Origin of the sequence: Microbacterium sp. W4I4 (assembly GCF_030816235.1) — a bacterium.
In the GTDB taxonomy this organism is placed as follows: domain Bacteria; phylum Actinomycetota; class Actinomycetes; order Actinomycetales; family Microbacteriaceae; genus Microbacterium.
This window is the reverse complement of the sequence record NZ_JAUSXT010000001.1, coordinates 1,472,575-1,495,642: the sequence shown is the minus strand read 5'-3', so window position 1 is coordinate 1,495,642 and position 23,068 is coordinate 1,472,575. Positions and strand designations below refer to the sequence as shown.

21 protein-coding genes are annotated in these 23,068 nt (G+C 69.8%); 11 read left to right on the top strand and 10 right to left on the bottom strand.

What is annotated here, in order from left to right; all coding sequences use genetic code 11:
- Positions 1-133: 133 nt before the first annotated feature.
- The 5 genes from QF046_RS07175 to QF046_RS07155 are packed head-to-tail and all read left to right on the top strand — an operon-like array spanning position 134 to position 5,760.
- Positions 134-640, top strand: a complete 507-nt coding sequence (locus tag QF046_RS07175; RefSeq protein WP_307367691.1) for a hypothetical protein — start codon at positions 134-136, stop codon at positions 638-640.
- A 22-nt stretch (positions 641-662) separates the two neighbouring features.
- Complete coding sequence (locus tag QF046_RS07170; RefSeq protein WP_307367688.1) at positions 663-2,096, top strand: O-antigen ligase; 1,434 nt, start codon at positions 663-665, stop codon at positions 2,094-2,096.
- A 25-nt stretch (positions 2,097-2,121) separates the two neighbouring features.
- On the top strand, positions 2,122-3,711 hold the full coding sequence (locus QF046_RS07165) for a polysaccharide biosynthesis tyrosine autokinase (RefSeq protein ID WP_307367685.1): 1,590 nt from the start codon (positions 2,122-2,124) through the stop codon (positions 3,709-3,711).
- Entirely contained in the window at positions 3,698-4,849 is a 1,152-nt protein-coding gene (locus QF046_RS07160) for a glycosyltransferase family 4 protein (RefSeq protein ID WP_307367682.1), read from the top strand. Before QF046_RS07165 ends, QF046_RS07160 begins: the two co-directional genes overlap by 14 nt.
- Before the next feature lie 11 nt (positions 4,850-4,860).
- Entirely contained in the window at positions 4,861-5,760 is a 900-nt protein-coding gene (locus QF046_RS07155; RefSeq protein WP_307367679.1) for a polysaccharide pyruvyl transferase family protein, read from the top strand.
- Positions 5,761-5,782: 22 nt separating this feature from the next.
- Here the strand turns inward: QF046_RS07155 and QF046_RS07150 are convergent, their stop codons facing one another.
- The 4 genes from QF046_RS07150 to QF046_RS07135 form a co-directional block, all read right to left on the bottom strand.
- A complete protein-coding gene (locus QF046_RS07150) occupies positions 5,783-7,000 on the bottom strand; it encodes a hypothetical protein (protein ID WP_307367677.1) in 1,218 nt (405 codons plus the stop codon).
- Positions 6,997-8,058 carry a glycosyltransferase family 1 protein gene (locus tag QF046_RS07145; protein ID WP_307367673.1) on the bottom strand — a complete coding sequence of 354 codons (1,062 nt, stop codon included), beginning with the start codon at positions 8,056-8,058 and terminating at the stop codon, positions 6,997-6,999. Before QF046_RS07145 ends, QF046_RS07150 begins: the two co-directional genes overlap by 4 nt.
- Positions 8,055-8,900 (bottom strand): glycosyltransferase, encoded by an 846-nt coding sequence (locus QF046_RS07140; protein WP_307367670.1) that lies wholly within the window; start codon positions 8,898-8,900, stop codon positions 8,055-8,057. Before QF046_RS07140 ends, QF046_RS07145 begins: the two co-directional genes overlap by 4 nt.
- A gap of 62 nt (positions 8,901-8,962) precedes the next feature.
- Complete coding sequence (locus tag QF046_RS07135; protein WP_307367668.1) at positions 8,963-9,910, bottom strand: glycosyltransferase family 2 protein; 948 nt, start codon at positions 9,908-9,910, stop codon at positions 8,963-8,965.
- A 65-nt stretch (positions 9,911-9,975) separates the two neighbouring features.
- On the opposite strand from QF046_RS07135, the gene QF046_RS07130 reads away from it, so the two are divergent.
- Complete coding sequence (locus QF046_RS07130; RefSeq protein ID WP_307367665.1) at positions 9,976-10,908, top strand: glycosyltransferase family 2 protein; 933 nt, start codon at positions 9,976-9,978, stop codon at positions 10,906-10,908.
- On the opposite strand, the gene QF046_RS07125 is transcribed toward QF046_RS07130, so the two are convergent.
- Positions 10,866-11,705 carry an alpha-1,2-fucosyltransferase gene (locus QF046_RS07125; protein WP_307367663.1) on the bottom strand — a complete coding sequence of 280 codons (840 nt, stop codon included), beginning with the start codon at positions 11,703-11,705 and terminating at the stop codon, positions 10,866-10,868. The genes QF046_RS07130 and QF046_RS07125 overlap by 43 nt on opposite strands.
- 31 nt (positions 11,706-11,736) lie before the next feature.
- Positions 11,737-13,536 (bottom strand): ABC transporter ATP-binding protein, encoded by a 1,800-nt coding sequence (locus QF046_RS07120; protein WP_307367660.1) that lies wholly within the window; start codon positions 13,534-13,536, stop codon positions 11,737-11,739.
- A 208-nt stretch (positions 13,537-13,744) separates the two neighbouring features.
- Between QF046_RS07120 and QF046_RS07115 the strand changes: the two genes are divergently transcribed.
- On the top strand, positions 13,745-14,302 hold the full coding sequence (locus tag QF046_RS07115; RefSeq protein ID WP_307367657.1) for a hypothetical protein: 558 nt from the start codon (positions 13,745-13,747) through the stop codon (positions 14,300-14,302).
- Between the two features lie 64 nt (positions 14,303-14,366).
- On the opposite strand, the gene QF046_RS07110 is transcribed toward QF046_RS07115, so the two are convergent.
- Genes QF046_RS07110 through QF046_RS07095 form a run of 4 tightly spaced genes read right to left on the bottom strand, consistent with a single transcriptional unit; the run spans position 14,367 to position 19,655 of the window.
- Positions 14,367-15,470 carry a glycosyltransferase gene (locus QF046_RS07110; protein WP_307367654.1) on the bottom strand — a complete coding sequence of 368 codons (1,104 nt, stop codon included), beginning with the start codon at positions 15,468-15,470 and terminating at the stop codon, positions 14,367-14,369.
- On the bottom strand, positions 15,467-16,519 hold the full coding sequence (locus QF046_RS07105; RefSeq protein ID WP_307367651.1) for a glycosyltransferase: 1,053 nt from the start codon (positions 16,517-16,519) through the stop codon (positions 15,467-15,469). Before QF046_RS07105 ends, QF046_RS07110 begins: the two co-directional genes overlap by 4 nt.
- On the bottom strand, positions 16,516-17,613 hold the full coding sequence (locus tag QF046_RS07100; protein ID WP_307367649.1) for a glycosyltransferase: 1,098 nt from the start codon (positions 17,611-17,613) through the stop codon (positions 16,516-16,518). The genes QF046_RS07105 and QF046_RS07100 overlap by 4 nt, the downstream gene beginning before the upstream one ends.
- On the bottom strand, positions 17,613-19,655 hold the full coding sequence (locus QF046_RS07095) for a glycosyltransferase (protein WP_307367647.1): 2,043 nt from the start codon (positions 19,653-19,655) through the stop codon (positions 17,613-17,615). Before QF046_RS07095 ends, QF046_RS07100 begins: the two co-directional genes overlap by 1 nt.
- A 137-nt stretch (positions 19,656-19,792) precedes the next feature.
- On the opposite strand from QF046_RS07095, the gene QF046_RS07090 reads away from it, so the two are divergent.
- The 4 genes from QF046_RS07090 to QF046_RS07075 are packed head-to-tail and all read left to right on the top strand — an operon-like array spanning position 19,793 to position 22,979.
- A complete protein-coding gene (locus QF046_RS07090; protein ID WP_307367645.1) occupies positions 19,793-20,935 on the top strand; it encodes a glycosyltransferase family 4 protein in 1,143 nt (380 codons plus the stop codon).
- A gap of 9 nt (positions 20,936-20,944) precedes the next feature.
- Positions 20,945-21,805: a hypothetical protein gene (locus tag QF046_RS07085; protein WP_307367643.1), complete on the top strand. Its 861-nt coding sequence runs from the start codon at positions 20,945-20,947 to the stop codon at positions 21,803-21,805.
- Entirely contained in the window at positions 21,802-22,008 is a 207-nt protein-coding gene (locus QF046_RS07080) for a hypothetical protein (RefSeq protein ID WP_307367641.1), read from the top strand. Before QF046_RS07085 ends, QF046_RS07080 begins: the two co-directional genes overlap by 4 nt.
- Entirely contained in the window at positions 22,008-22,979 is a 972-nt protein-coding gene (locus QF046_RS07075; protein ID WP_307367639.1) for a MauE/DoxX family redox-associated membrane protein, read from the top strand. Before QF046_RS07080 ends, QF046_RS07075 begins: the two co-directional genes overlap by 1 nt.
- Positions 22,980-23,068: the final 89 nt, after the last annotated feature.

Below are 23,068 nucleotides of genomic sequence, written 5' to 3'. Positions count from 1 at the left end.
GGACGTCGATAGTTCATCATGATGCATCCGCGCTGCCGCGAGGCGCGAAGGTCAGCCGTTATACCAGGATATTCAGCTATTCTTTACCGGCTGGCGCGGGGCAGGGGCGGATGCTCCGGCCGCAGACACCATCATGATGACCAGTGAAGGCGACTCCGAAACCGGCCCGACATCTCGAGGCCGGGCGGTTCGCCGCACCTGGGGAGCGGCCGCAATCGTCAGCGGAGAGCTGGCTCCCGGCGCCGTTCAGGACTTCGGCGAAGCCACGGTGCCGAGCGCGACGCTGCTCCTGTGCGCCGGCACCGTGTCGGTGGGAGCCGGCTCGGCCACGATCATCACGGATCCGATCGTCTACGTAGGGCCCGCCGGCGAGGTGACGCTTCGCGCGCACACGGCCGTCGGCGTGGTCGCCGTCAGCGTTCCTGCGACAGGCGGGGCCTCGTCCCGCGAGGATTCGGAGACTCACGAGGAGGCCGACGCGGCCCCGTGGTGGCTCGTCGCGCCCGGCGCCTACACCGACGGCATCCGCGCGCTGGTCGCGACCCTGCTCGAGGACGAGAGCGCCCACGACGAGACCGCCGACGCGCTCGTCGAGCGCATACTGACGCAAGCGGTGCAGGGGGTCGCAGTGCGATACTGAGGGAACGCTTGAGGGGGCGCACATGGGGATGGGGCTGCTGCGACACACGCCACCCTTCGCCGCGCCCTCCCGACTGGGCGCGTGGTGGGCGAACATCTGGCGCTGGTGCCTGTTCGCGGGCGGTGTCGTCTTCGCCGTCTATCTTCTGCTGGACCGCGCGATCCCGAACGGCGCAGTCATGGCATCCGCCATCGCCGTGCTCGTCGTCGGGGTCGTACTCACCGCGGCCGAGCCCCTCGCCATCGCGCTGATGGCGACGCCCGCCATCCTCATCACCGAACGCCTCGGCGCGGGTGGGGTGGACCTCACCGTGTCGGATGCCGCACTCGCCGCAGCCCTCGGTGCGGTCGTGCTGCTGGGCAAGCACGACTACACCCCGCCGATGAAGGCGATGCTGTGGGCGAACCTGGGCTACCAGTTCGCGACGCTGTTCACCGTGATCGTCAACCCCTTCCCGCAGAACACCGTCGAATGGGTGCATGCGTGGGTGCTCATCTCGGGTGCACTGGTCGTCGGCTGGGCGATCGGCCGGGCCGGGCACGCGCGGCTGGCACTCATCCTGATCCTGGGCGCGGCCGCGGTGATCGCAGCCGGGACCTTCGGCACGGCACTGCTGCAGGCCGTCTCGGGCGAGCCGCTTCATGCCGTCTACCCGACCTGGCCGTGGCCGATGCACAAGAACTTCGCGGGCGGCATGCTGGCCTTCGCGGCCCTCATCGCCTACGTGAACCCGCCCTGGGCCAAGATCGATCCGCGCTGGATGAAGGCGGGGTTCGTCGTCTTCCTGATCGCGTTGCTGCTCACCCAATCTCGGCAGGCCGGCATCGGGCTCGCCGTCGCACTTCTCGTGCACACCCTGCGCCGCGGCGTGCGCCAGCACATCGCTCTCGTCGTCGTGCTGGCGGTGCCCGCTGCCTATCTGATCGTGCAGAGCGTGATCGAGCAGATCGATTCTCAGAACCGCTTCAACTCCTTCTACCAGCGCCTGGACTGGATGCGCGAGGTCTTCGCCTTCTGGAAGCACTCGCCGATCTTCGGACACGGGCTGCGCTACTGGTATGTGAGTCCGCAGGCGAACTTCCAGCCGCCGCAGGCCGAGATCGAGGTGGCGGCCTCGGCGGGCATCATCGGACTCGTCGGGTTCCTGACGATGTGGGTCGTCATGCTCGTCGCGCTGTGGCGGGTGGCTCCGCAGTACGGCATGCTCGCCTTCGGTCTGGTGCTCTCCCGCATCGTCCAGGCGCAGTTCGACCTGTTCTGGGTGGCCGCGCAGGTGTCGATTCCGTTCTTCGTGGCGGGGATCTGTCTGGGGGCGCAGGCGCTCGCGCATGAGCGCGATCCCGATGAGAAGATCTGGGCGCCCCGTCAGCGCAGAACCCGGCGCGCGAGCGCACGGCCGCAGATCGACCGCGCCCTGGCCAGAGCAGGGATCCGCGAGAAGGACGTCAGCGTATGATCAACCGCAACAGAGGGGCATGGGGATGAGGCTTCGGGACTATGCGGGCGCGTTCCGCAGGTATTGGTTCGCCATCGTGCTGATGATCGCGCTCGGCATCGGTGTCGGCTACGGCTGGGCCAAACTGCAGACCCCCGTCTACCAGGCCGACGCCAGCGGCTACATCAGCGTCAGCGACAACGTCGACCAGACGAATTTCGGACTGGGACAGGCCGACAGTCTGGCCAAGAGCAAGGTTCCGACGTACCTCGACATGGCGACATGGCGAACCGTCGCGGAGCGGGCGGTCGAACAGCTGAAGCTGTCGGCTTCGCCCGAGGCACTGGTGCAGCGCATCTCGACCTCCAACCCGCAGGGCACCGCGATCCTGAAGATCTCCGCCACCGGTGACTCGCCGGCCGCAGCCCGCGACCTCGCCTCGGCCTGGGTCACCGCCCTGTCCGCCGAGATCGATCGCGTAGAAGGCGACGGCAGCGCAGGAAGCGCCGACATGACCATCCAGCTCGGCGAATCGGCATCCCTGCCGACCGCGCCGCAGTTCCCCGATGAGAAGATGGCGATGATCGTCGGGCTCATGCTCGGGCTCGGGGGCGGGATCGCCTTCGCGCTCGTCCGTGCGATGGCGGACCGTCGCCTGCGAAGCGCTGCGGATGTGGAGCAGCGGCTGAGCATCCCGGTCGCCGGCACACTCCCCGATGTGGGAGCACTGTCCGGCGGAAACCGGCTTTACAGGCCGACGGACTCCGCAGACGGCATGAAGGCGCAGCGCGCCGACTTCGCCGTGCGCGAGTCACTGCGCATGCTGCGGACCAACCTGCAGTTCATGAACGTCGACGACCCGCCGCGCACGATCGTCGTCACCAGCGCCATGCCCGGCGAGGGCAAGTCGACAGTAGCCGCGAACCTGGCCGGCACGCTGGCGGCCAACGGCGTGCACGTCATCCTGATCGACGGCGATCTGCGTCGACCGACCGTCGCCGAGACCACCGGGGTCAACGGAGACATCGGTCTCTCCGACGTGCTGGCCGGACGGCTCGAGATCACCGACGCGCTGCGCCGCGTGAACGGCATCCCCAACCTGCTGGTGCTGCCGGCCGGCACCCTGCCGCCGAATCCCAGTGAGCTGCTCGGGTCGGAGCGGATGCACGCGCTGCTGAACGACCTGGCCAAGCACGCGATGGTGATCATCGACGCACCTCCGTTGCTCTCCGTCACCGACGGGGCGATTCTGACGCGCCAGGCCGATGGTGCGCTCGTGGTCGTCTCTGCCGGCCGGACCAGCTACGACATCGTGGACGACGCGCTTGCGGTCCTGGACAAGATCCATGGTCACGTGCTCGGCATCGTGCTCAACAGGCTGCCGGTCACGGGTGGCACCTATGGCGGGGTGTACGCCTATGAGGCGGGCGTGCAGGAGGCAGCGCCGCAGCCGGTTCCGCGCCCGAGGAAGGCCACGCCGGCGGAGTCCGCGACCAGGAAGCCGCGCCCGGCTGCAGGCGTTCGTCGCCAGGCGAATGCGGGGATCGAGCAGGACGCCGATCTGCTGGACGACCTGTTCCGGGGAACTCCAGCGGGTCCCGTACCAGCCGAGCACCGCGTCGATGGCGGTCGCTGAAGACGGACGGCGTCTGCGCGTCGCGCTGATCGCCTCGTCCTACGCGCCGCATGTGGGCGGAGTGGAAGAGCACGTGGCGCAGGTCGCGCGCGCGCTGGATGCCCACGGGCACGTCGTCGAGGTGTGGACGGTCGATCGGGGTGAGCGCACCCAGGACTCGGCCCCGTTCCCCGTGCGCTACCTTCCCACGCCGCTGCCCGCCCGCAGCATCTCGGCCATGCTGCGTTACGCGACCACGGCAATCGGCGCTCGCCGCAGGTGGGCGGCCGCCGCGGGCGACCTGCGGCCCGACGTGCTGGTCGTGCAGTGCTTCGGGCCCAACGGCATCTATGCGCTGCGCCTGCACCGGCGGACGGGCATCCCGCTCGTCGTGGTGTCGCACGGTGAGACGCTCGGCGACGACAACGGCGCCTTCGTGCGCTCGCGGCAGCTGCGCACGGCGCTGCGCGAAGCGTTGTCCACAGCATCCGCCCACGCCGCCCCCAGTCGTTACGTGCTCGACGACCTCACCGCCCGATTCGGTGCAGGGGAGGGCACGATCATTCCCAACGGGGTCGCGCCGCTGCCTCGGCTGGGCTCGGTCGTGCGGGCGGACGATCTGATCATCGCCGTCGGTCGGCTCGGGCGGATGAAGGGATTCGACCTGCTGATCGACGCGATCACGCGGGTCGACGGGGCTCGGCTCGAGATCGTCGGTGGCGGTCCCGAGCGCGACGCGCTGCAGCAGCAGATCGATGAGGCGGGACTGTCGGATCGGGTGCGGCTGGTCGGTGCTCGGGATGCCGCAGGCGTCGCCGAGCGCATCGCGGCGGCCACCGCCGTGGTGGTGCCGAGCCGATCCGAATCGTTCGGCATCGTCGCCCTGGAAGCCTGGCGCGGTGGCGCACCGCTGATCGTGACCTCGCGCGGGGGAGCCGCGGAGTTCGTGCAAGACGGCGAAGGCGGTCTTCTCGTCGACCCCCTCGACATCGACGCCCTGGCGGATGCGATGCGCCGGATGCTCGACGACGCAGGACTGCGCGAGCGCCTGGCGCGGAAGGGCGCCGAGCGGGTGAAGGCGTTCAGCTGGCCGCGCGTCGCCCTGCTGTACGAGATGATGCTCGACGCGATCGTTCGCCGCTCCCGGAAGCCGCGGTGACGGCGATGCGCATGCCGCGGTATGAGGGCGCGCTGCGACGGCGGGGCAGGCAGGTGCGACGGTTCGCAGAGGCGCTCGCCGAACCTCGTGCGCGCCGCGACGGGGTGATCGTGCCCGCATTCTGGTGGGACGGTCACCCGAACTTCGGCGACGACCTGACGCCGATGCTGCTGCCCCGGTACGGGATCGTCCCCCTCTACCGCGAACCTCGTGCGGCCCGCCTGATCGGTGTCGGCAGCCTGCTCGAGTTCCTGCCCACGGATTTCGCCGGGGCGATCTGGGGGACCGGATTGATGAACGACGCCGCGTACCCGCTGCCCCATGCGACAGTTCTCGCCGTGCGCGGCCCGCTCACCGCCGAGCGCATCGGACTGCGCGAGCAGCCGGCCTACGGTGATCCCGGGCTGCTCGTGGCGCGGCACGTGCCGAGGCCGGTGCAGGACGGGCGCATCGCGGTGGTTCCGCACGGACATCACCGCACGCATGCCGGGCTCGCGCGCCTGATCGCCGCGGAGGGCGATGCCGTGCGCATCGTGAACGTGCATCAGCGTGCGGCCGCCGCCGTGCGGGAGATCGCCGCGAGCCGCGCGGTTGTCACCACGTCATTGCACGGGTTGATCACGGCTGACGCATACGGCATCCCCGCGGTCTGGACGATGCTCGAGCCGCCGCTCGGGGGAGGCGATTTCAAGTTCCGCGACTACGAGGCCGCCGTCACCCCGGGCCGCACGCGCTACCGGGCGTTCGACGGGGCGGGCTCGCTCGAAGAGTTCGTCGACGGCGCGTGGGCTGCCGATCCGGCGGTGGTCACGCGGCTGAGCGACTCGCTGGAGGATGCGCTCGATGGCGTCATGGCATCCGCGATCGGCGCCTTCCCCGTGGCAGCCGTGCGCGCCCTGCTCGGGGGCTGATCGTCTCAGCGCGTCAACCGGCTCAGCCCTTCAGTCGCTGGCGCAGCGACCGCAGCAGCGGCATCCGGGCGGCGCTTCGAATCGCGCGCGAGGCTGCAGTGCGCGCGGCCTCCAGCGCTGCTCGACGACGGTCGGCCGCATCCCACTGCCACCCGACCTCGGTCGCGTAGGCGCGGATCTCCCGGTGGTACGGGTCGTCGGATGACAGCACCTTCGCGACGAAAGCGTCTCTCCGCTCGGCATAGCGCTCGTACGAGAACGTTCCCGGGCAGTACTCCTGCAGGTGCCCGGCGATCTCGAACGTCAGCATCGTGCGCATGCACTTCGAACACGCCGAGCAGTTGCGGGTCCGAGCCGGGTCGCCGTCGGTGCACACATCGAGGTGCTGCGACTCGGGTCGACCGATCAGCGACAGGGTCTTCTGCACGCGGGTGAGTCCTGAGTTCGCCGAGGCGATCGTCACCGCAGCGGTGGACAGCAGCGGCACCAGCATCGTGTCGATGCGGGCGATCTCGCCGGTGTCGTCCACCCGCACGTACGGGAACGGGATCGCCGAGGCGAGATGCAGATGGCCGATGCCGGCGCCGAGCAGGTGCGGCACGGCCGCATTGCGCATGGTGACGGACTCGATGAACCCGATGCGCGGGTAGTGCTCGTCGAGGTTGCTGTCCACCGTGACGAACGGCAGGCCCAGCTCGTCGGCGATCCGCGCCAGCGGCTCGCGGCGACGATGCCAGAGCTCATCGGCGATGCTGCCATGGCCGTGCGCGCCCACGTTGTTGTTCAGCAGATGCGTCACCCGCAGCGACTGCGGCACATCGTCGCCCCAGAGGTACTCCGCGAGCGAGGAGAACGAATCCACCCCGCCCGAGAAGCCCGTGGCGACACCGGCCGCTCTCGGCGCGGGAGCGACCGGCGCGTCGGCCGTCACCTGGATGACGGACAGATCAGGATGCTCCATCCGCAGCAGCCGCTGCAGGTCGGCATTCGCGTAGTGCAGCAGGCTGTCGCTCACCGTGCCGCCCACATGCAGATCGAGCCCTTCCTTCATGGCGGGCATGAGCAGGGCGATCAGGACGTGATCGGCGCGATCGCTCACCAGGTCGCCGAACAGCTCGTCGACCGAGAACCACAGAGGCGCGCGGCCGCCGACGTCCGTGGTCACCCTCACCCGGCCGTCGATCTCGTCGCGTCGCGGCGGTGAGGTCTCCATCACGTCGGCCTCGTGAATGCGGGTCATCGCAGCGACTCCCAGACCCTGGCATGTCCCAGCGCGCTGCGCTCCCAGGTGAACTCGCCGGCATGCGCCCGGGCGTCGCGCACCAACGCGGAGAGGGCGGAGTCGCCGGAGGTCGCCTCGAGCAGGCCGGATGCGATCGAGTCTCCATCCGGTTCGACCAGCAGCGCATGGCCCGCGGCCACCTCTGTGAGGCTGCTCGTGTTCGCGACCACCGCTGGAGTGTGCGCCGCCATCGCCTCGAGCACCGGCAGTCCGAAGCCCTCGTAGAGCGAGGGGACGGCCATCGCACTCGCCGACGCGACCAGACCCGGCATCGCCTCATCGGCCACGCGTCCGAGCAGAACCACACCCGGCATCCCCTCGAAGAGCGCGGTCCGACGCGGATGCGGTGGACCGGCCAGCGCGAGAGTGAGCTCCGGGCGCTCGGCCCGCACGCGCGGCCACGCCGCAGCCAGTCCGGCAAGATTCTTCCGCTCAGCCGCGCCGCCCACGTGGAGCACGTACGGGCGGTGCAGTCCGAGTGCGGCGAGTTCTTCGTCGAGCAGCGGAGCGGCGTCGAAGTAGCGGGGGTCGACCCCGTTGTGCACGACCTGCGGCTGCGGGATGCCGAGCACCTCGACCGCCTCGCGGGCGCTGAACTCCGAGACGCAGATCACCGCAGCCGCTCGCCGAAGCTCCTCGACGGCGGCGGGCACCGGCGCGGACTCGTCCGTGAACCGCCAGGCCACCACATCATGCAGCGTCACGACGTCTGCGTGCGGCGACGGCGGCAGCTCGAGGCCCATCCGATGCGAGACGGTGTCGCCGGCGAACAGCATCCGTCCTGCCTCCCGACGCACCGCAGCCGATGCCCGAGACAGGTAGCCTATCGGCAGCCGCCGCGTGCCGGCCAGGGGCGATCGCAGCGAACGCACCACCAGCTGTCGCGTGCGCCACGGCGTCGACGTGACCTCGGCCAGCGCCGTCGGCATCCGGCTCACAATCTGCTGCTCATACGCCTGCGCGCCCATCGGCGTGGTCGTCGCGATCGTGGCGATGCTCAGACGAGGGCTGCTCATGACGATCGTCGGCTCGGTCGTGCCAAGCGCGCCATCCGCCCGAGCAGCCGGTTCACCGCGCCGTAGCGGCGCTCGAGCACCTCGAGTCGGTCGGCCTGGCTCTGCCGCTCGGCATCGACCTTCCAGTACCGGGCCATGATCTCCTCGACATGCGCGCCCCAGATGTCGGCGTTCATCCGCACGACGTCCAGGCTGAGAGCGATCCGGTCGCCGTACGGCGTGCGTGCAGTGGCCTGACCGCTGTGACGGCGGTACTCGTACAACGGCTCGTGCACGACATGCGCCTTCTTGCCGGTTGCCAGCAGGCGCACCCAGAACTCCCAGTCCTGCCCCAGACGCAGACCCGGGGCGAACCCGTTCAGAGCCACCCAGTCGCTGCGGCGGAACGCGGATGCGCCCGGGATGATGTTGCCGAAGAGCAGGTCTGCGACGCCGTTCACCTCGGGCAGTCGCTGCACGCCTGTGGCCCGCCCGAAGAACCGCAGGTCGACGGAGACGATTCCCGCTTCGGGATCCGAATCGAGCTCGCGCACGACGTTCGCCGCGAAGGTCGGAAGGATGCGATCGTCGCTGCCCAGCGGCATGAGGTAGTCGGTGTCGAGGGCGGCAGCACCGGTGTCGAGCGCCCTGCTCGTGCCGCGATTCTCGGGGTGACGGATCACCCGAAGACCCTGCTGTTCGAAACGCGCGAGCGCGTCGAGCGTGGACGGATTCGTCGAGCCGTCGTCGACGATCACGACCACGCATTCGAGTGTCTGAGCACGCACGGAGGCGATGCACTCATCGAGGAACTCGCCCTCGGTGTTCCACACCGGGATGACGATCCCCAGCGTCCCCTGCATCCGCGCTCCCCTCGCTGTGCCTCACAGTCTAGGGGCGCGTCGATCGTGCGTCGCGGCCCGGTTCAGCGCCTGAGGGCCAGGCGGATGGCATCCGCCGCCGGGCCCTGGCGCTCCGGAGCCAGCGGGGCCGGACGCGCCTGACGCAACGCGGCCCCGATGCCCCAGAGGATGCCGGGAACGGTGACGCCCAGACGCTGCATCCGACGACCCAGGCCGCCGGCCGCGCCGACCGCGCGCAGATCGGCCGCGATCCAGCGACGCACCAAGCGCGATCCCAGACCCGCATGGCGCGCGAGCAGCACCAGATGGTTGCGGCGGCCGTAGAGCTTGTATCGGGTGTCGAAACGGCGGCCCTTCACGTGCGGTGCCGGCAGGTGATCGACGACGGCGTCCGGAGCGAACACGGTGAGCCCGCCCAGCTGCTTCACCCGGAGGAACATGTCGGTGTCCTCGCGCATCGCGGTACCGGGGTAGTCGTCGCGGAATCCACCCAGTCGGGCGATCATCTCGCGGCGGAACGACATGTTCGCCCCGATCCCGTGATCCACCGGCACCGGTCCAGCGGGCAGAGACGCGAACCCGGCGGTCAGGGTGCCGTCCTCGCGCAGCCTGCCGATCGGAAGCTCGTATGTCTCCTCGCCGGGCTGGAGGTTGCGAGTGCGGCCCGCCACAGCATCCGGCGCAGGCGTCGCCGCGAAGGCCGCGAGAAGTCCGCTTTGCCAGCCTTCGGAGATCACGACGTCGTCGTCGAGGAACGCGACGACGTCGCCGTGCACGTGCAGCAGCGCCGCGTTGCGAGAGCGTGTCATCCAGCCGGCCAGATCAGGGCGGTGCACGTACTGCGCTCCAGGGAAGGCCGTCTCCGCGGCGGCGCGGTCGTCGCGGGCGGACGCATCGACCACGACGACCTCGACATCGCCGGCGTGCGCCGCGAGCGAGGCGAGGCACCTCACCAGGAACGCGGTGCGCTCATAGGTGACGACGCACACGGTCAGAAGCGGGTCTGGCATGCCGCTCAGCCTAGTTGGGCGGCGCCGGGCGATAGGCTCGCGGCAGGCGGCCGAAAGGTGTGGGGATGACGGAGCCCAGGGTGACGGTGATCGTCCCCACGAATCGTGGTGGGGAGTACCTCGATGCGGCGATCGCATCGGTGCGGGCGCAGACAGTCCCCGTGCACGAGATCGTGCTCGTCGATGACGGCTCTCCCGCACCGGGTCTCGGTGGCGTCGCCGAGCGGCTCGGACTCGGATACCTGCGGCAGGAGCCCTCGGGATTGTCCGTCGGGCGCAACAACGGCGCCGTCGCCGCGACCGGGGACTGGATCGCCTACCTCGACGACGACGATGTCTGGCATCCGGAGCGCATCGAGGAGCAGCTGAGGGCGCTCGATGCGATGCCCGACGCGATCGCCGCCTGCACCGGAGGCTGGTACATGGATGCCGAGGGAGTGACGTTCGGATCGGGATGGGGTGCCCCGCAGGCATCGTCCGCGCAGATGATCGCGTACGACGCGATTCCGCCGCGCATCACGACGCTGCTGATCCGTCGCACTGCCTATCTGGCCGTCGACGGCTGCCGCAGCGCGATGGAACCCGCCGAGGACAACGACCTGATCCAGCGCCTGCTGCAGCGCGGCGAGATCGCGTGCGTCGACCGTCAGCTGGTCGGATATCGGAGGCACCGCGGAAACGTCACTCAGCGCGGCCTGGCTGGTCGAGAGGCGAACCGGCGGGTACTCGCCGACCTGCTCGACAGCGCTCGATCGGATCAGCGGCTGACCCGGATGCTGCGCCGGCACCGAGCGGCCTTTCGCCGCTATGCGGCCGCGGAGAACCTCGGTGAGTTCATCACCGCCGTGCGACGGGGCGAGCGCGGCTATGCCCTGCGGATCGCCGGATGGGGACTGCTGCACGTGGCGCTGCAGTCGGTGCGGGCCGTGGTCACGCGAGCGCGCGGATCGGGCGATCAGCCGAAGCCGTCGAGTGCCGTCCAAGCCGGATCCAGCTGATCGGCCGTCGAACTGCCGCCCAGACGGGCGTGGAAGCTCGGCATGATGATCTTCGCGTCGACATTCATCGCATCCGCGACGTAGGCAGCCCAGTAGGTGAACGTGGAGTTCATCCCGATGATGCGCCGGGCGCCCGCGACGGCCAGGAAGTTCGCAGCGGGATCGGGTTTCGCGTAGGCGACGCTGCTCGCCCGCTCGCGGATCGGGCCGTCGAGGTTCTCACGGCACCACACGTCGTCGTCCGAGACGACCAGCACGTCGACGACGTCGTCGAGCAGTGCCAGAGCCGCGCGGACGTAGCCGACCTGGTCGAAGCCGTAACTGGCGGCTTTCAACGGCGTCGAGTAATAGTCACCGCGGCGCACGTTGATCACGAGCCGGCCGGGAGGACCGACGGGGATGCGGGGCGCCAGCACGTCGCGGGCGAACTCATGCAGCGTCTCCCGCGAGTAGTCGATGCCGAACCGCTGACGGAAGGTCGTCTCCTCCCAATCGCGCCGATCATGGAAGCCGATCTCGGCGTCGTCGACGGTCAGCGCGCGCAGTTCCGGGAACGTGTCGAACCACTCGGCCATGCCGGGTGCCTCGCGCACGAACGTCGGCTGCCCCAGCGCTGTCTGCTGATGGGCATCGAGCCACAGATACAGCCAGTTGCCGAACCGCAGCCCGACCGGCGGAGTCATGATCACCGTGCGGTCTCCGCGCCGGAAGAAGTCGACCGTCGTCCGGCGGAGTCGCCGACCCCGCCACGCCAGATGATGAACGACGCGAAGGGGCAGAGACGACGGGTTCGACACGAGCGACAGCCTAGCGTCGGGCGCCGCCCGATCAGTCGAGCGAGCCGAGCTGCACAAGCCGTGCGAACTCGGCATCCGATGCACGCACCTCGTCGAACGTGCCGGAGACGGCGACCTCGCCATGGCGCATGAAGATCAGCTGATCGACGTGGCGCACGGTGGAAAGCCGGTGTGCGACGACGATGATCGTCATCGACCCCTGCAGCTGCTGAAGGGTCTGGGCGATCTCGTACTCGGTGGCGTTGTCGAGCGCCGAGGTCGCCTCATCGAGTACGAGCACCCGCGGTCGACGGTACAGCGCGCGCGCCAGACCGACCCGCTGTCGTTGGCCACCTGACAGGCGCACGCCGCGATCGCCGACCATGGTGTCCAGGCCCTCGGGCAGCTCGGCCACCAGATCGTCGAGCAGCGACATCCGCACGACTTCGCGTGCTCGTTCTTCGTCGATCTGCTCGCGACGCTGCCCGAACGCGATGTTCTCGATGAGCGTCGTGTTCGACAGGAACACGTCCTGCGGGACGACGCCGAGTCCCGCATGCCAGCTCGCGAGATCGGTGTCGATGGACCGGTCGCCGCAGCGGATCTCACCACCGGTGGGCGTGAGCAGACCGAGCAGCAGGTCGAGCAGTGTGCTCTTGCCCGCGCCGCTGGAGCCGACGAACGCTGTCGTGCGGTTCTCGGGGATGGTCAGGGTGATCGCGCGCAGCACGTCTTCGCTGGAGTCCGGGAAGCGGAAGCTCAGATCCTCCACGCTGATGTCGCCGGTGAGCGCACGGGCGTTCGCGGACGCCTCTGCGTGCTGTCCCTCGGACTCGAGCTGATCGAGCGCTTCGACCATGATCCGCAGACCGGCACGGCCGGCGCGAGTCGTCGCCACGTTCGCGGTGATGCGGTTGAGCGTGGGAAGCAGGCGCATCGAGGCGGCGGCGAAGACGCCGAGCACCGGCAGGATCTCACCCTGTTGTCCGGTCATCGCGAGGATCGCGGCGATGCCGGCGATCGCGAGGATGAAGGCGATCTCGAGCAGATAGCGCGGGATGTCGCTGAGGATGCCCATCTGCCGCAGCGCATGCGCGGCACGAAGGCGGGCGGCGCGGAAACGGCTCACGAAGAGCGCCGAGCTGGCCGTCAGCCGGGTCTCGCGGAAGCCTTCGATGCCCGGCATGAGGGCCTGCCACGCCTGCAGAGAAGCGGATGCCGTCACCTCGCCGAGTCCGATCTGTCGGCGGCGCAGCGCGCGCTGCACACCGAACACGATCACGCCGAACAGCACGGCCGCGAAGATCGTCGACAGCAGCGAGCTCCACGCCAGGACCACGATGATGGCGGTCATGGTCACCAGATCGGTCGAGATGCTCACCGTCGCCAGCAGCACGCTGGACGCCTGATTCGTGGCGTCGTTCACATTGCGGTAGATCTCGCTCGAGCTGCGCTTGCGATGCGCCCCGTACGGGGCCAGCACGTACCGGCGCATCAGCTCGGACGCGGCCAGGGCCGACACCCTGGTGGTGCGGCCGAGCAGCCACCAGCGGAACACGAGCGCACCGATGCTCTTCACGAGGAAGGCCACGGTGACGAGCGCAGCCACCAGCGGCAGCAGCGAGCTCACCTCGGTCGCCCCGGTCAGCGACGAGATCGTGCCGAGAAAGGGCCCGTCGGTGGTCCCGACGGTGATCAACTGCATCAGCGGAAGCATCGCGAGCACGCCGACCATGTCGAGACCGGCGAGGAGCAGCGAGACGGTGACGGTGACGGCGATCCAGCGGCCCGGAGCGGCGCCTGTGGTCTCGAGAAGCCGACGCAGCTGCGCCAGTTCCGATTGTCGCCCCATACTGTGATCCCCGTCCCCTCGCAGTTGTCGGCGCGCATCGCGGCGACAGCTTCGATGAATCTAACATCGACGTTCTGCGCCGAAGCGGATCCGTTATATCGGCGTCTTCCCAGCAGAGGACGATTGAGCTAGTCTTAGTCGGTAATGCCTTTGGCGTTCACGGCTCTATGGGGGAGCCGCGCTGGGGCGCACAATTGGGGATGCTCACATGAGCGAGAAATCGCAGACCACCGGCGACGGAATCAGTCGCCGTACCGTGACCAAGGCGATGGCGTGGGCGGTTCCCGCGATCGCCGTCGCCGCACCGATTCCGGCTTTCGCTGCATCGGGCCCGCCGCCCACAGTCACCGTCGGTCCTGCGCTGAAGTGGCCCGGCGCGAGCTGCACGAACGAGCCGGGCGCACCGCTCGACGCCAACAAGGCGTACATGTTCACGTTCCACGTCGACAACACCACCTCCAGCGTCATCTACATCTACGGGGTGACGCTGACGACGTCGAGCGGGATCACGTTCTCGGTCTACGGTGCAGACCCCGCGTTCGGCACGCCGATCGCACCGGGCGACAGCGTCTGCCTGCACGTATGGGCGAACAGCAGCGACAGTGGGAACATCAATTTCGATGCGCATGCCGAGATCAGCTGGGGACACAACTGGCCCGGCCCCGACCCTGACAACCACGCGCCTGTGACCAAGGACTGGCACGTGTCCAGCACACCGACTCCGACGTCGGCCGGTTACGGTCAGTGCGGCTACCCGCCCTGCTGATCATCTGACTGTCGAACACTGGTCGGCGCCTGTCGTGCGTCCTCTGCTGTCATACGAACTCCCCTCAGGGTGACAGCAGGGCGACGAGTTGCGCGACGCGCGTCGACCAGTCGGCGTTCGTGGCATTCGCATCCTGGGGGAAGCGCGTCCCCGCGGGGATCGCGGCAGCGACGGCAGCCGCGAATGCCGCGCCGCCGGCGATCTGTGCATTCGGGGTATCTCGGAACCCCGCGACCGGCGTCGACACCACCGGCCTGCCGACGGCCTGATACTCATAGAGCTTGATCGGGTCTAGGCTCTCGGTGAATGCGTCGACGACGTGCGGCACGACCAGCACGTCGGCATGCTGCAGGTAGGCGGGCACCTGATCGTGCGGCCGAGCGCCGAGCACGATCGCACCCGCGTCGCGCACGCGCTGGGCGTCCGAGGCGCTCCATGCCTCGGGCCCGATGAGCACCAGCCGGCCCTTGCCGTGTATGGCGTTCGCGGTCGCCATGCACAGGTCGACGTCGATGCGATCCCGGTGCAGCGTGCCGACGTAGAGCGCGTACGGCTCGGCGGGAGCATCCGCAGGTCGCGGCATCGGCGTCAGGTAGCGCGCAGTGTCGACGCCGTTGCGCACCAGGGCGATGTCCACCCGCTGCGGCGACTTGCGTCGGACGAGTTCGGGCGAGCAGGCGACGACCGTCGTGGCGTGCTCCAGCAACCAGGCCTCGCCGTCCGCGATGCGCTGCTGCTCGGCCTCCGGGCGATCAGCGGCCAACCAGTCATCGGTCATGTCGTAGAGCACCGGCCAACCGGTGCGCTGGGCGAGCTGCACTGAAGCCGGATCGTTGACCCAGAGCATCGGATGCTGCATCTCGAGCTGTTCTGCCGCGCGAGCCGCAGCCTGTGCCAGCCGGTCGTCTGCACGGCGATCGAGACGGCGCGGCAGCCACTTGACGGGGCGCAGCCCCCACAGTCGGTCATCGATGCGGCGCAGACCACTGCCGAGGTCGGGGCGGCGCCCGCTGCGCAGGTCGTGCGCGGGGTCATCTGCCGGTTCGACGAACAGCACCCGCAGTTCGGGCTCGGCGGCGAGCAGGCCCGAGATCAGATGCTGGTTGCGGCGCCACACTCCGTCCCAGCGCTCCAGCGACAGCACGACGAGATCCTTGGAGGCGTTCACGCGCGCCGCCCTCCGGTGCGCTCCAGTGCCCGGCGGTACACGGCGTCCGTGCAGGCGACCTGACCCTCCAGCGAGAACTCCGTGCGGGCGCGGTCGCGGGCTGCGGCCGCGAGGCGAGCTCGTCGCTCGTCGTCGCCGGCCAGGGTGCGCAGGGCTGTTGCAGCATCCTCGATGTCGCCCGGTCGGTAGCCGCTGCGCTCATCCAGCCCGGCCAGCACATCCCGGTGACCGGCGGCGGCCGCGGCGATCGGGGCGATGCCGGCGGACATCGCCTCCAGTACTGCCAGGCCGAGGCCCTCGACCTCACACGGGGCGAGGAACAGTCCGGCCGTCCTCAGCAGCTCAGGGACGTCGTCACGGAAGCCCAGCAGCCGCACCGATTCGCCCGCATCGAGTTCATCGATGAGCCGCTGCAGGTCGCCGTGCAGCGGCCCGGCGCCCGCGATGTCGAGCCGCCAGCCGTCGCGGGCGAGACCGGACGACACGAAGGCGCGGATGCCGACGTCGGTGCGCTTCTCGGGTTGCAGACGCTGCGCCATCAGCACCACGCGCTCTCGCGGTGCTCCTGTGTCAGGGGCGGCCTCTGGCACGCCGGAGTGCACGACCGTCGAGGGGATGCCGGTGGCGCCGGCCACCGCTGTGCTGATCGCGATCTCGGCATCCACTCGCCGTCGTACAAGCAGGTCGACCGGCACTCCGAGTGCCCGCCCGCGAGGAAGGGCGAAGTGCCGGGTCGACACCAGTGCGGGACCGCGCCTGCCCAGCGCGAGAACGGCAGCGGCATCCGCATCCGTCATGTGCGCGTTCACCACATCCACATCATTGCTACGAGATCGCAGCGCGGAGAACGCCTGCCGGACCCCCGTCGCCGCAGCCCAGGTGGCATTCGCGGTGGCGAGCGGCTCTCGCATCCGCGGTTCTGCGCCACCGATGACATGCACGTCGTGCCCCGCCTCGGCCTGCGCGACCGCCAGCCGCAGCACGAACTGCTCCACGCCCGCGAAGCGGTCGGAGCAGACGACATGCATGATCCGGAGCGCGTCGCTCACCTCGTCACCGCCAGGCCACGCAGCACCGAGAGGTACTGCGCCGCGACGATCGGCCAGGCGAGGCCCGCCACCGTTTCCCGGCAGCGCACGCGCCATTCCTCGACATCTGTTGCCGCGATGCGCTCCAAGCGGTCGGCGATCATCACCGGGTCCCGGTCGACCAGATACCCGGTCTCGCCTTCGACGATCAGGTCAGGGGCGCATCCGGTGCGGGTCGCGATCACCGGCAGACCGGAGGCGAGCGCTTCGGCGATGACCAGGGCGAACGACTCGTAGCCGCTGGGCAGTACGAACATGTCGGCGGCGAAGTAGAAAGGGCGTACGTCGGCGTGCATCCCCGCGAACAGCACCCGCTCGGCGACTCCGCGCTGCTGCGCTCGCTGTCGCATCTCGGGAATGGTCTTCGTGTCGCCGCCCACGACGAGCAGCATCACCGTCGTCGCGTGCACCAGGGCATCGATCAGCTGCGGCACGCCCTTCCAACGCAGCTCATGTCCCACGAACAGCGCCACCCGGTGCTCGTCGTCCAGCGCCAGTGCCGCGCGCGCAGAGCTCCTCTCGTCTGGCGTCGGCGGACGGAACGTCTCGAGGTCGACGCCGTGCGGAATCACCTCGATCGGGGTGCGGATGCCGCGGTGCACTCGTCGCAGCACGCCGGCCTCGGCCGTGGTCGGCGCGATGATCATCCGGTGCGTGCCGTTGCGGAAGCGGATGCTGTCGCGCACCCACCCGAAGCCGATCGCGGGGTTGCGCAGCACGCGCAGCGGGGTACGGCCGCGGGCTGACACCGCCGCGATGGCGAGGCCGTGATCGACGTAGAGATCTCCGGCCATCACAGCATTGTGGCTGATGGCGACGGCATCCGCTCGCTCGGCGAGGAAACGACGTGCGCGGCGGGTGCCGGTGAACGTGAGATGCACGGTCGACCAGGCCTGACGCAGCTGGTGTCCGAGGCGGGTCCGAGCCGCCTTCGGCGTCATCGTGAACCGCTCGACCGTGTGCCCCTGAGCGAGGAACTCGCGCTCGAGGTTCCATGCCACCGCGCCGATGCCGGTGCCCGGGCCGACCCGCGAGGCGATCTGCACGATGTGCATCAGCCCGCCCTCCGGAACCGCTGCTCGACCCGCACCGGGCCCAGACAGTACAGAGCGGCGCGGCGACGGGCGGCGGCGCCGCGCTCGCCGCGGAGGACGATCGATCTGGCGGTCGCGCCGACCCAGGCCGCGAGCCGTGCGCTCTGCCAGCCGCCCGCGCCGAAGTGCTTGCGGAAGTAGCGCTCCTGAGAAGCATGGAAGTGCGCTTCGCGACGTCGGGGATCCGTGCTGGTCCCGCCGGCGGCGTGCACGGCCTGCACCGCGGGGACGGACGTGTGACGCCAGCCCAGCAGGTGCGCGCGGTAGGCCCAATCGGTCTCCTCCGCATAGAGGAAGAAGCGTTCGTCGAAGCCGCCGACCTGGTCCAGCGCCTCGGCGCGCAGCAGCAGCATCGAGCCGATCACGAACTGCGGGCCGCGGATCAGGCGCGCAAGGCCCACTGCTTCGAGCCAGCTGCGATGCGGCGCGGGGAACGGCCACAGGACCCGGGCGCTGTGGCCGGCATCGTCGACCTGGGCGGGGCCGACACTGGCCAGGTCGGGTTCGGCGCGCAGCGCCGTGTGCAGGCGCGTGATGGCATCCGCGTCGATCTCGGCATCCGGATTCAGCAGCAGCACGTCACCGCCGGGCACCAGGCGGTCGGTCAGGGCGAGGTTCACCGCGGAGCCGAAACCGATGTTGCCACCGGAATCGCGGTAGCGGATGCCGAGCTCCGCGCACAGCGCGGCGATCTCGGGCATCGACGAGTTGTCGATCACGGTGACCGGCAGGGCGGCAACGGGAGTGAGCGCCCGGCGCAGCATGTCGACCGCGCCGTAGGCGACCACGATGATCTCCAGGCCGCGTTCTGTCGTCGTCGCGTGCGCAACCGAGCGATACAGCTCCTGGTACTGGGCGGCCACCGACTCCCACGAGCATTCCTGTGCCCGCTTCAGACCGGCCTCGATGAGCTCGGCTCGGCGCGGGCCTGCTGCGGTCTCGAGAGCCTCGGCGAGTCTCTCCGGGTCGCCCACCGACACCACGATGCCCGCCCCGCCCACCGACACCACGATGCCCGCCCCGCCCACGACATCCGGCAGTGCACCGGCATCGCTGGAGACCACCGGCACTCCGGCGGCCATCGCCTCGACCGCCACCCGGCCGAACTGCTCGGTCCACGAGTCGGTGGGGATCGAGGGCACGGCGAGCACGTCGATCGAACGGTAGAAATCGATCACCTTGTCGGGTGAGATGGCGCCCAGGAGCTGCACGCGATCCTCGATGCCGTGCGCGGCGGCCAGGTCGGGAAGTGTGTCCGCGAGAGGCCCGGAACCGCCGATGCGAGCGCGCAGAGCCGGGCGCTCTCGCATCGCCTCGAACAGTGTCAGCACGCCCTTCTCGGGCACGAGTCGACCGAGCAGACCGACCATGACGACGCCGTCGCCGTCCGCCCGCCCGGACATGTGCGCCACATGGTCGCTTTCCCGGGCAGCAAGGGAGCCATGTGTGCCACTTGTCCGCTGGGGTGCCGCAGCATCCGTCGTCACAGCATCCACGCCCAGCGGGATCACCCGCGCGCGACCCGCGAAGCCCTTGCGCATCGCGATCCGCGCGGCCTCGGTATTGCACGCGGAGACCCCGGCGGCAGACCGCAGCGCCCACCGCTCGAGCCATCGGAACGGCACCGGATAGCGCTTGTCGAGGTTCTGCGCGGTGTACAGCACGATCGGGGCGCTGTTGCGGCGCAGCGCGCGCATCAGCAGCACCTGAGCCGTGCTGAGCGCGAACGGCTCCTCATGGATGTCGATCACGTCCCAGCGCTCGCCCAGCGCCCGCCAGAGCGGACCCGGCGCGTAGACGAAGAGGGCCGGATGCCGGCCGAAGCACGTGCGCGCCGGACGCACCTGCTCCTCGGGCTGCGCGTCGAGGTCCACCCACACCCCGCCGGCGTGCCAGCGCGGGGCGGTGATGAGGGTTATGTCGTCCCCGGCATCCCGCAGTGCGCGCTCACGACCGCGCCACGCCGTGATCGTGGCGCTGTGCGAGATTCGCAGCACGCGCACATGGCCTCCCCAGGGATATGCTGTCAGGAGCAACCATATCCGTCGTGGAACGCACTGGGGAGTGCACCGCGACGGTCGATTCTGGGGATCGAAGGGGAATGGATAGCGCGCGTTCTGGGGACGTTCGGCCACGCATTGTGCATCTCGACCACACCGGTGCTCGAGGCGGTGCAGAGCTGGCTCTGCTGCGCCTGCTGCGCGCCGAACCGTCGTGGAATGCCACGGTGCTGTTGCCGGCATCCGAGCCCGATGATGTCTTCGCCGAGCTGCCTGCCGGCGTTCCACGGTTCGTCGCCGGAGTGCGTCAGGGGGCGGGTGGCAGCGGTTCGTCACCGGCACGCCTCGCCGACCTCGCGGCGCGGCTGTTCGCGCAGGCCGCGGCCACCCGCTGGCATCGCAGCGTGCGCGGCAGCGATGTGGTCGTGGCCAACAGCACCCGGGCCGCCGCCTACGGTGCGCTGGCGGTGCGAGGTTCGTCGCGTCCGTTCGTCGTGCATCTGCGCGACCTGATCACGCCGGACGCGCTCGGCGGATTCGGGTACCGACTGATGACGCGGCTCATCCTGCCGCGCGCCGACGGCGTGATCGGCAACTCGCGCACGACGCTCGACAGCGCGCGTCCCTTCCTGCGCACGGATACCGTCGCCGTCAGCATCCCGAGCGCCTCCGGCATCTCCGGGCCGGTACCCGCCACACGAGGAGAAGGCCCGTTGCGCGTCGGGATGCTGGCCCGCATCGACCCCTGGAAGGGACAGCGGGAGCTGCTGGAGGCCTTCGCTCGGGCCTTCGGCTCCGGCGACGCGCACCTGGAACTCGCGGGCGGCGCGCCCTTCGGGCAGGAGACCTTCGCCGCCGAACTGCGCGCCCGCGCCGACGAACTCGGCATCGGCCGCCGCGTGCACCTGCTCGGCCACGTCGAGAACACCGCGGCGCGCATCGCCGGGTGGGACATCGCCGTGCAGTACTCCACCCGCCCCGAGCCGCTCGGACAGAACGTGCTGCAGTACCTGGCCGGGGGAGCGGCCACGGTCGTCGCCGACGAGGGCGGTCCCACCGAGTGGATCGACGACGGCGTGAACGGCCTTCGGGTCGTGCCGCGCGATGTGCCGGCGCTCGCCGTCGCGCTGGGGCGCCTGGGCGACGATCCGGCACTGCGCGGACGGCTCTCGGACGTCGGGCAGCGCACCCCGGGCCTCATGGACGACACCGCAGTCGCCCGCGCGCACGCGAACGCCTACGGCGAGGTTCTCGCCCGCCGCACCAGCCCCGTGCTGGCCTAAGCTGACGCCGTGGGGGAGATGCCCGAGACGACGATTCCGCTGTCGGTGCGGATCGAGCTCTGCCGCGCCGGTCTTCAGGTGATCGCCGACGGCCTCGGCATCCGGATGCTGCACATCAAGGGCGCAACGCTCGATGCCCGCATCCGGCCCGATGCACGCGAAGGCAGCGACGTCGACGTCATCGTCGACCCCCGCCGCGTGGTCGAGATGCACCGCGCGCTGCTCGCCCACGGATGGACGGTCTACAGCACCTTCGACGAGGGGTCTCCCTTCGGACATGCGCAGACCTACTGGCATCCGGACTGGGGCTACATCGACCTTCACCGCCGGTTCCCCGGGATCGGGCTGGCGGATGCCACGGCGTTCGACGTGCTCGCGCGGGACTCATCCGCGAGTACTGCCGCCGGGCTCGATCTGGTGGTGCCGGAACTCGCTGCTCAGGGGGCGCTGTTCCTTCTCAACGCCGCGCGCGGATCGCAGGGCGATCGTGACGCGGCCCTGGCGTTTCGACGCGGACTGGCTGCCGAACAACTGCGCTCGATCGATCAGCTCGTAAGCGAACTTCACGCCGAGGTCGCGGCATCCGTCGTCACCGGCGAACTCGAGAACTGGCACGGTCATCGCGACTACCGGCTGTGGCGCGCCGTCTCCCAGGGCGGCACGCGCACGCAGGAGTGGTGGGGGCGCGTGCGCGCAGCACGATCGCCGCAGGAGGCCATGCAGGTGGTGCTGCGGGCGCCCCGGGTGAACCGCAGCCGGCTCGCGCACCAGCTCGGCCGCACGCCCACCTGGCGTGACGTCGCGATGGCCGCGGTGCGCCGCGGTGGGCGTGCGCTGCGCGACCTCGTCCCCGGATGGGGGACGCGATGACGGCGGTGCGTGCGGCGAACGTCGGCTCCGTGGACGAGAACGGCATCGTCTATGCCGCTGTACTGCCAGACGGACCGATCTTCGTGCTCACGGATGACGCGGCGGCTGCCTGGCGCGCGGTCGCGAGGGCGGATGCCGCGGAAGACCGGTATGTCGCGGCACTGGTCGACGCCGGACTGCTCACCATCGAGAAGGAATCCTGATGCACCTCGCCCTCACGATCACTCCTGCGCTCATCGTGGCCGTCGTGCTTCTGGTGAGCGGCATCGCCAAACTGCGCACACCCGACGACGAAGCCGGGTGGGAAGAGCTCGGGGTGCCGGCAGCTCTGCGCGTGCCGTGGTTGATGCGACTGCATCCGATCGCCGAGATCGTTCTGGCTCTGGGCCTGTTGCTGCTCGGCGGTGTGCTCGGAGTTCTCGCAGCCATCGTTGCGACCTTGCTGTTCCTCGTCTACCTCGTCATGGTGTGGCTGGCCAAGCGGCGCACTCCCGACGCGTCGTGCGCCTGCTTCGGGGCTCGCAAGCCCATCACCGGCCGCACGCTGCTGCGCAACGGATGGCTGGCGCTGTTGTCTGTGCTCGCCGCAGTCGGGCTGAGCGCTGCGCCGCTGTTCGGCGGTGTGCTCGCGATGCCGGCCGCATGGCCGTGGGTGCTCGCGCTCGCCGCGGTGGCCGTGACTTTCGTGCTGATCGATCAGCCTGATGATGTCGAGCCTCCGGTGGCGGCCGTTGAAGACGACGTCGAGGAATACATCCGAGTTCGCACGCCGGCCGTGTCCTTGACGCTGGGTGACGGCAGCGCCGTGAACCTGCGAACCCTCGCCGCACGCCAGCCGATCCTGCTGCTGGCGGTGTCTGAGACGTGCGGCGCGTGCCGACCGGTGATCGAGAGCGCGCCGCGCTGGCGTGAACTGCTGCCCGAGCTGTCTGTGCGGCTCTTGGTGCGCACCATGCCGGAGCAGAGCCCACTGACCAGCGCGGAGGAGCCGCAGACCCTGCACGACCCGTACGACTACGTGCGCAGTTCCATCGCCGACTGGCAGACACCGACCGCCCTCCTGTTGGGGATCGATGGCCTGCTCGCCGGCGGCCCGGTCACCGGCGAGCCCGCCATCGAGGAGTTCGTCGGCGACGTGTACGAGTCGCTGCACGGCATCCGCCCGCCCGCCTGACCCCCCTCTCCTCCTCCCTCCCTCCCTCCCTCCCTCCCTCCCTCCCTCCTCCCTCGAGCCACCAAGCTATCGCCGAGCCACCAAGCGAA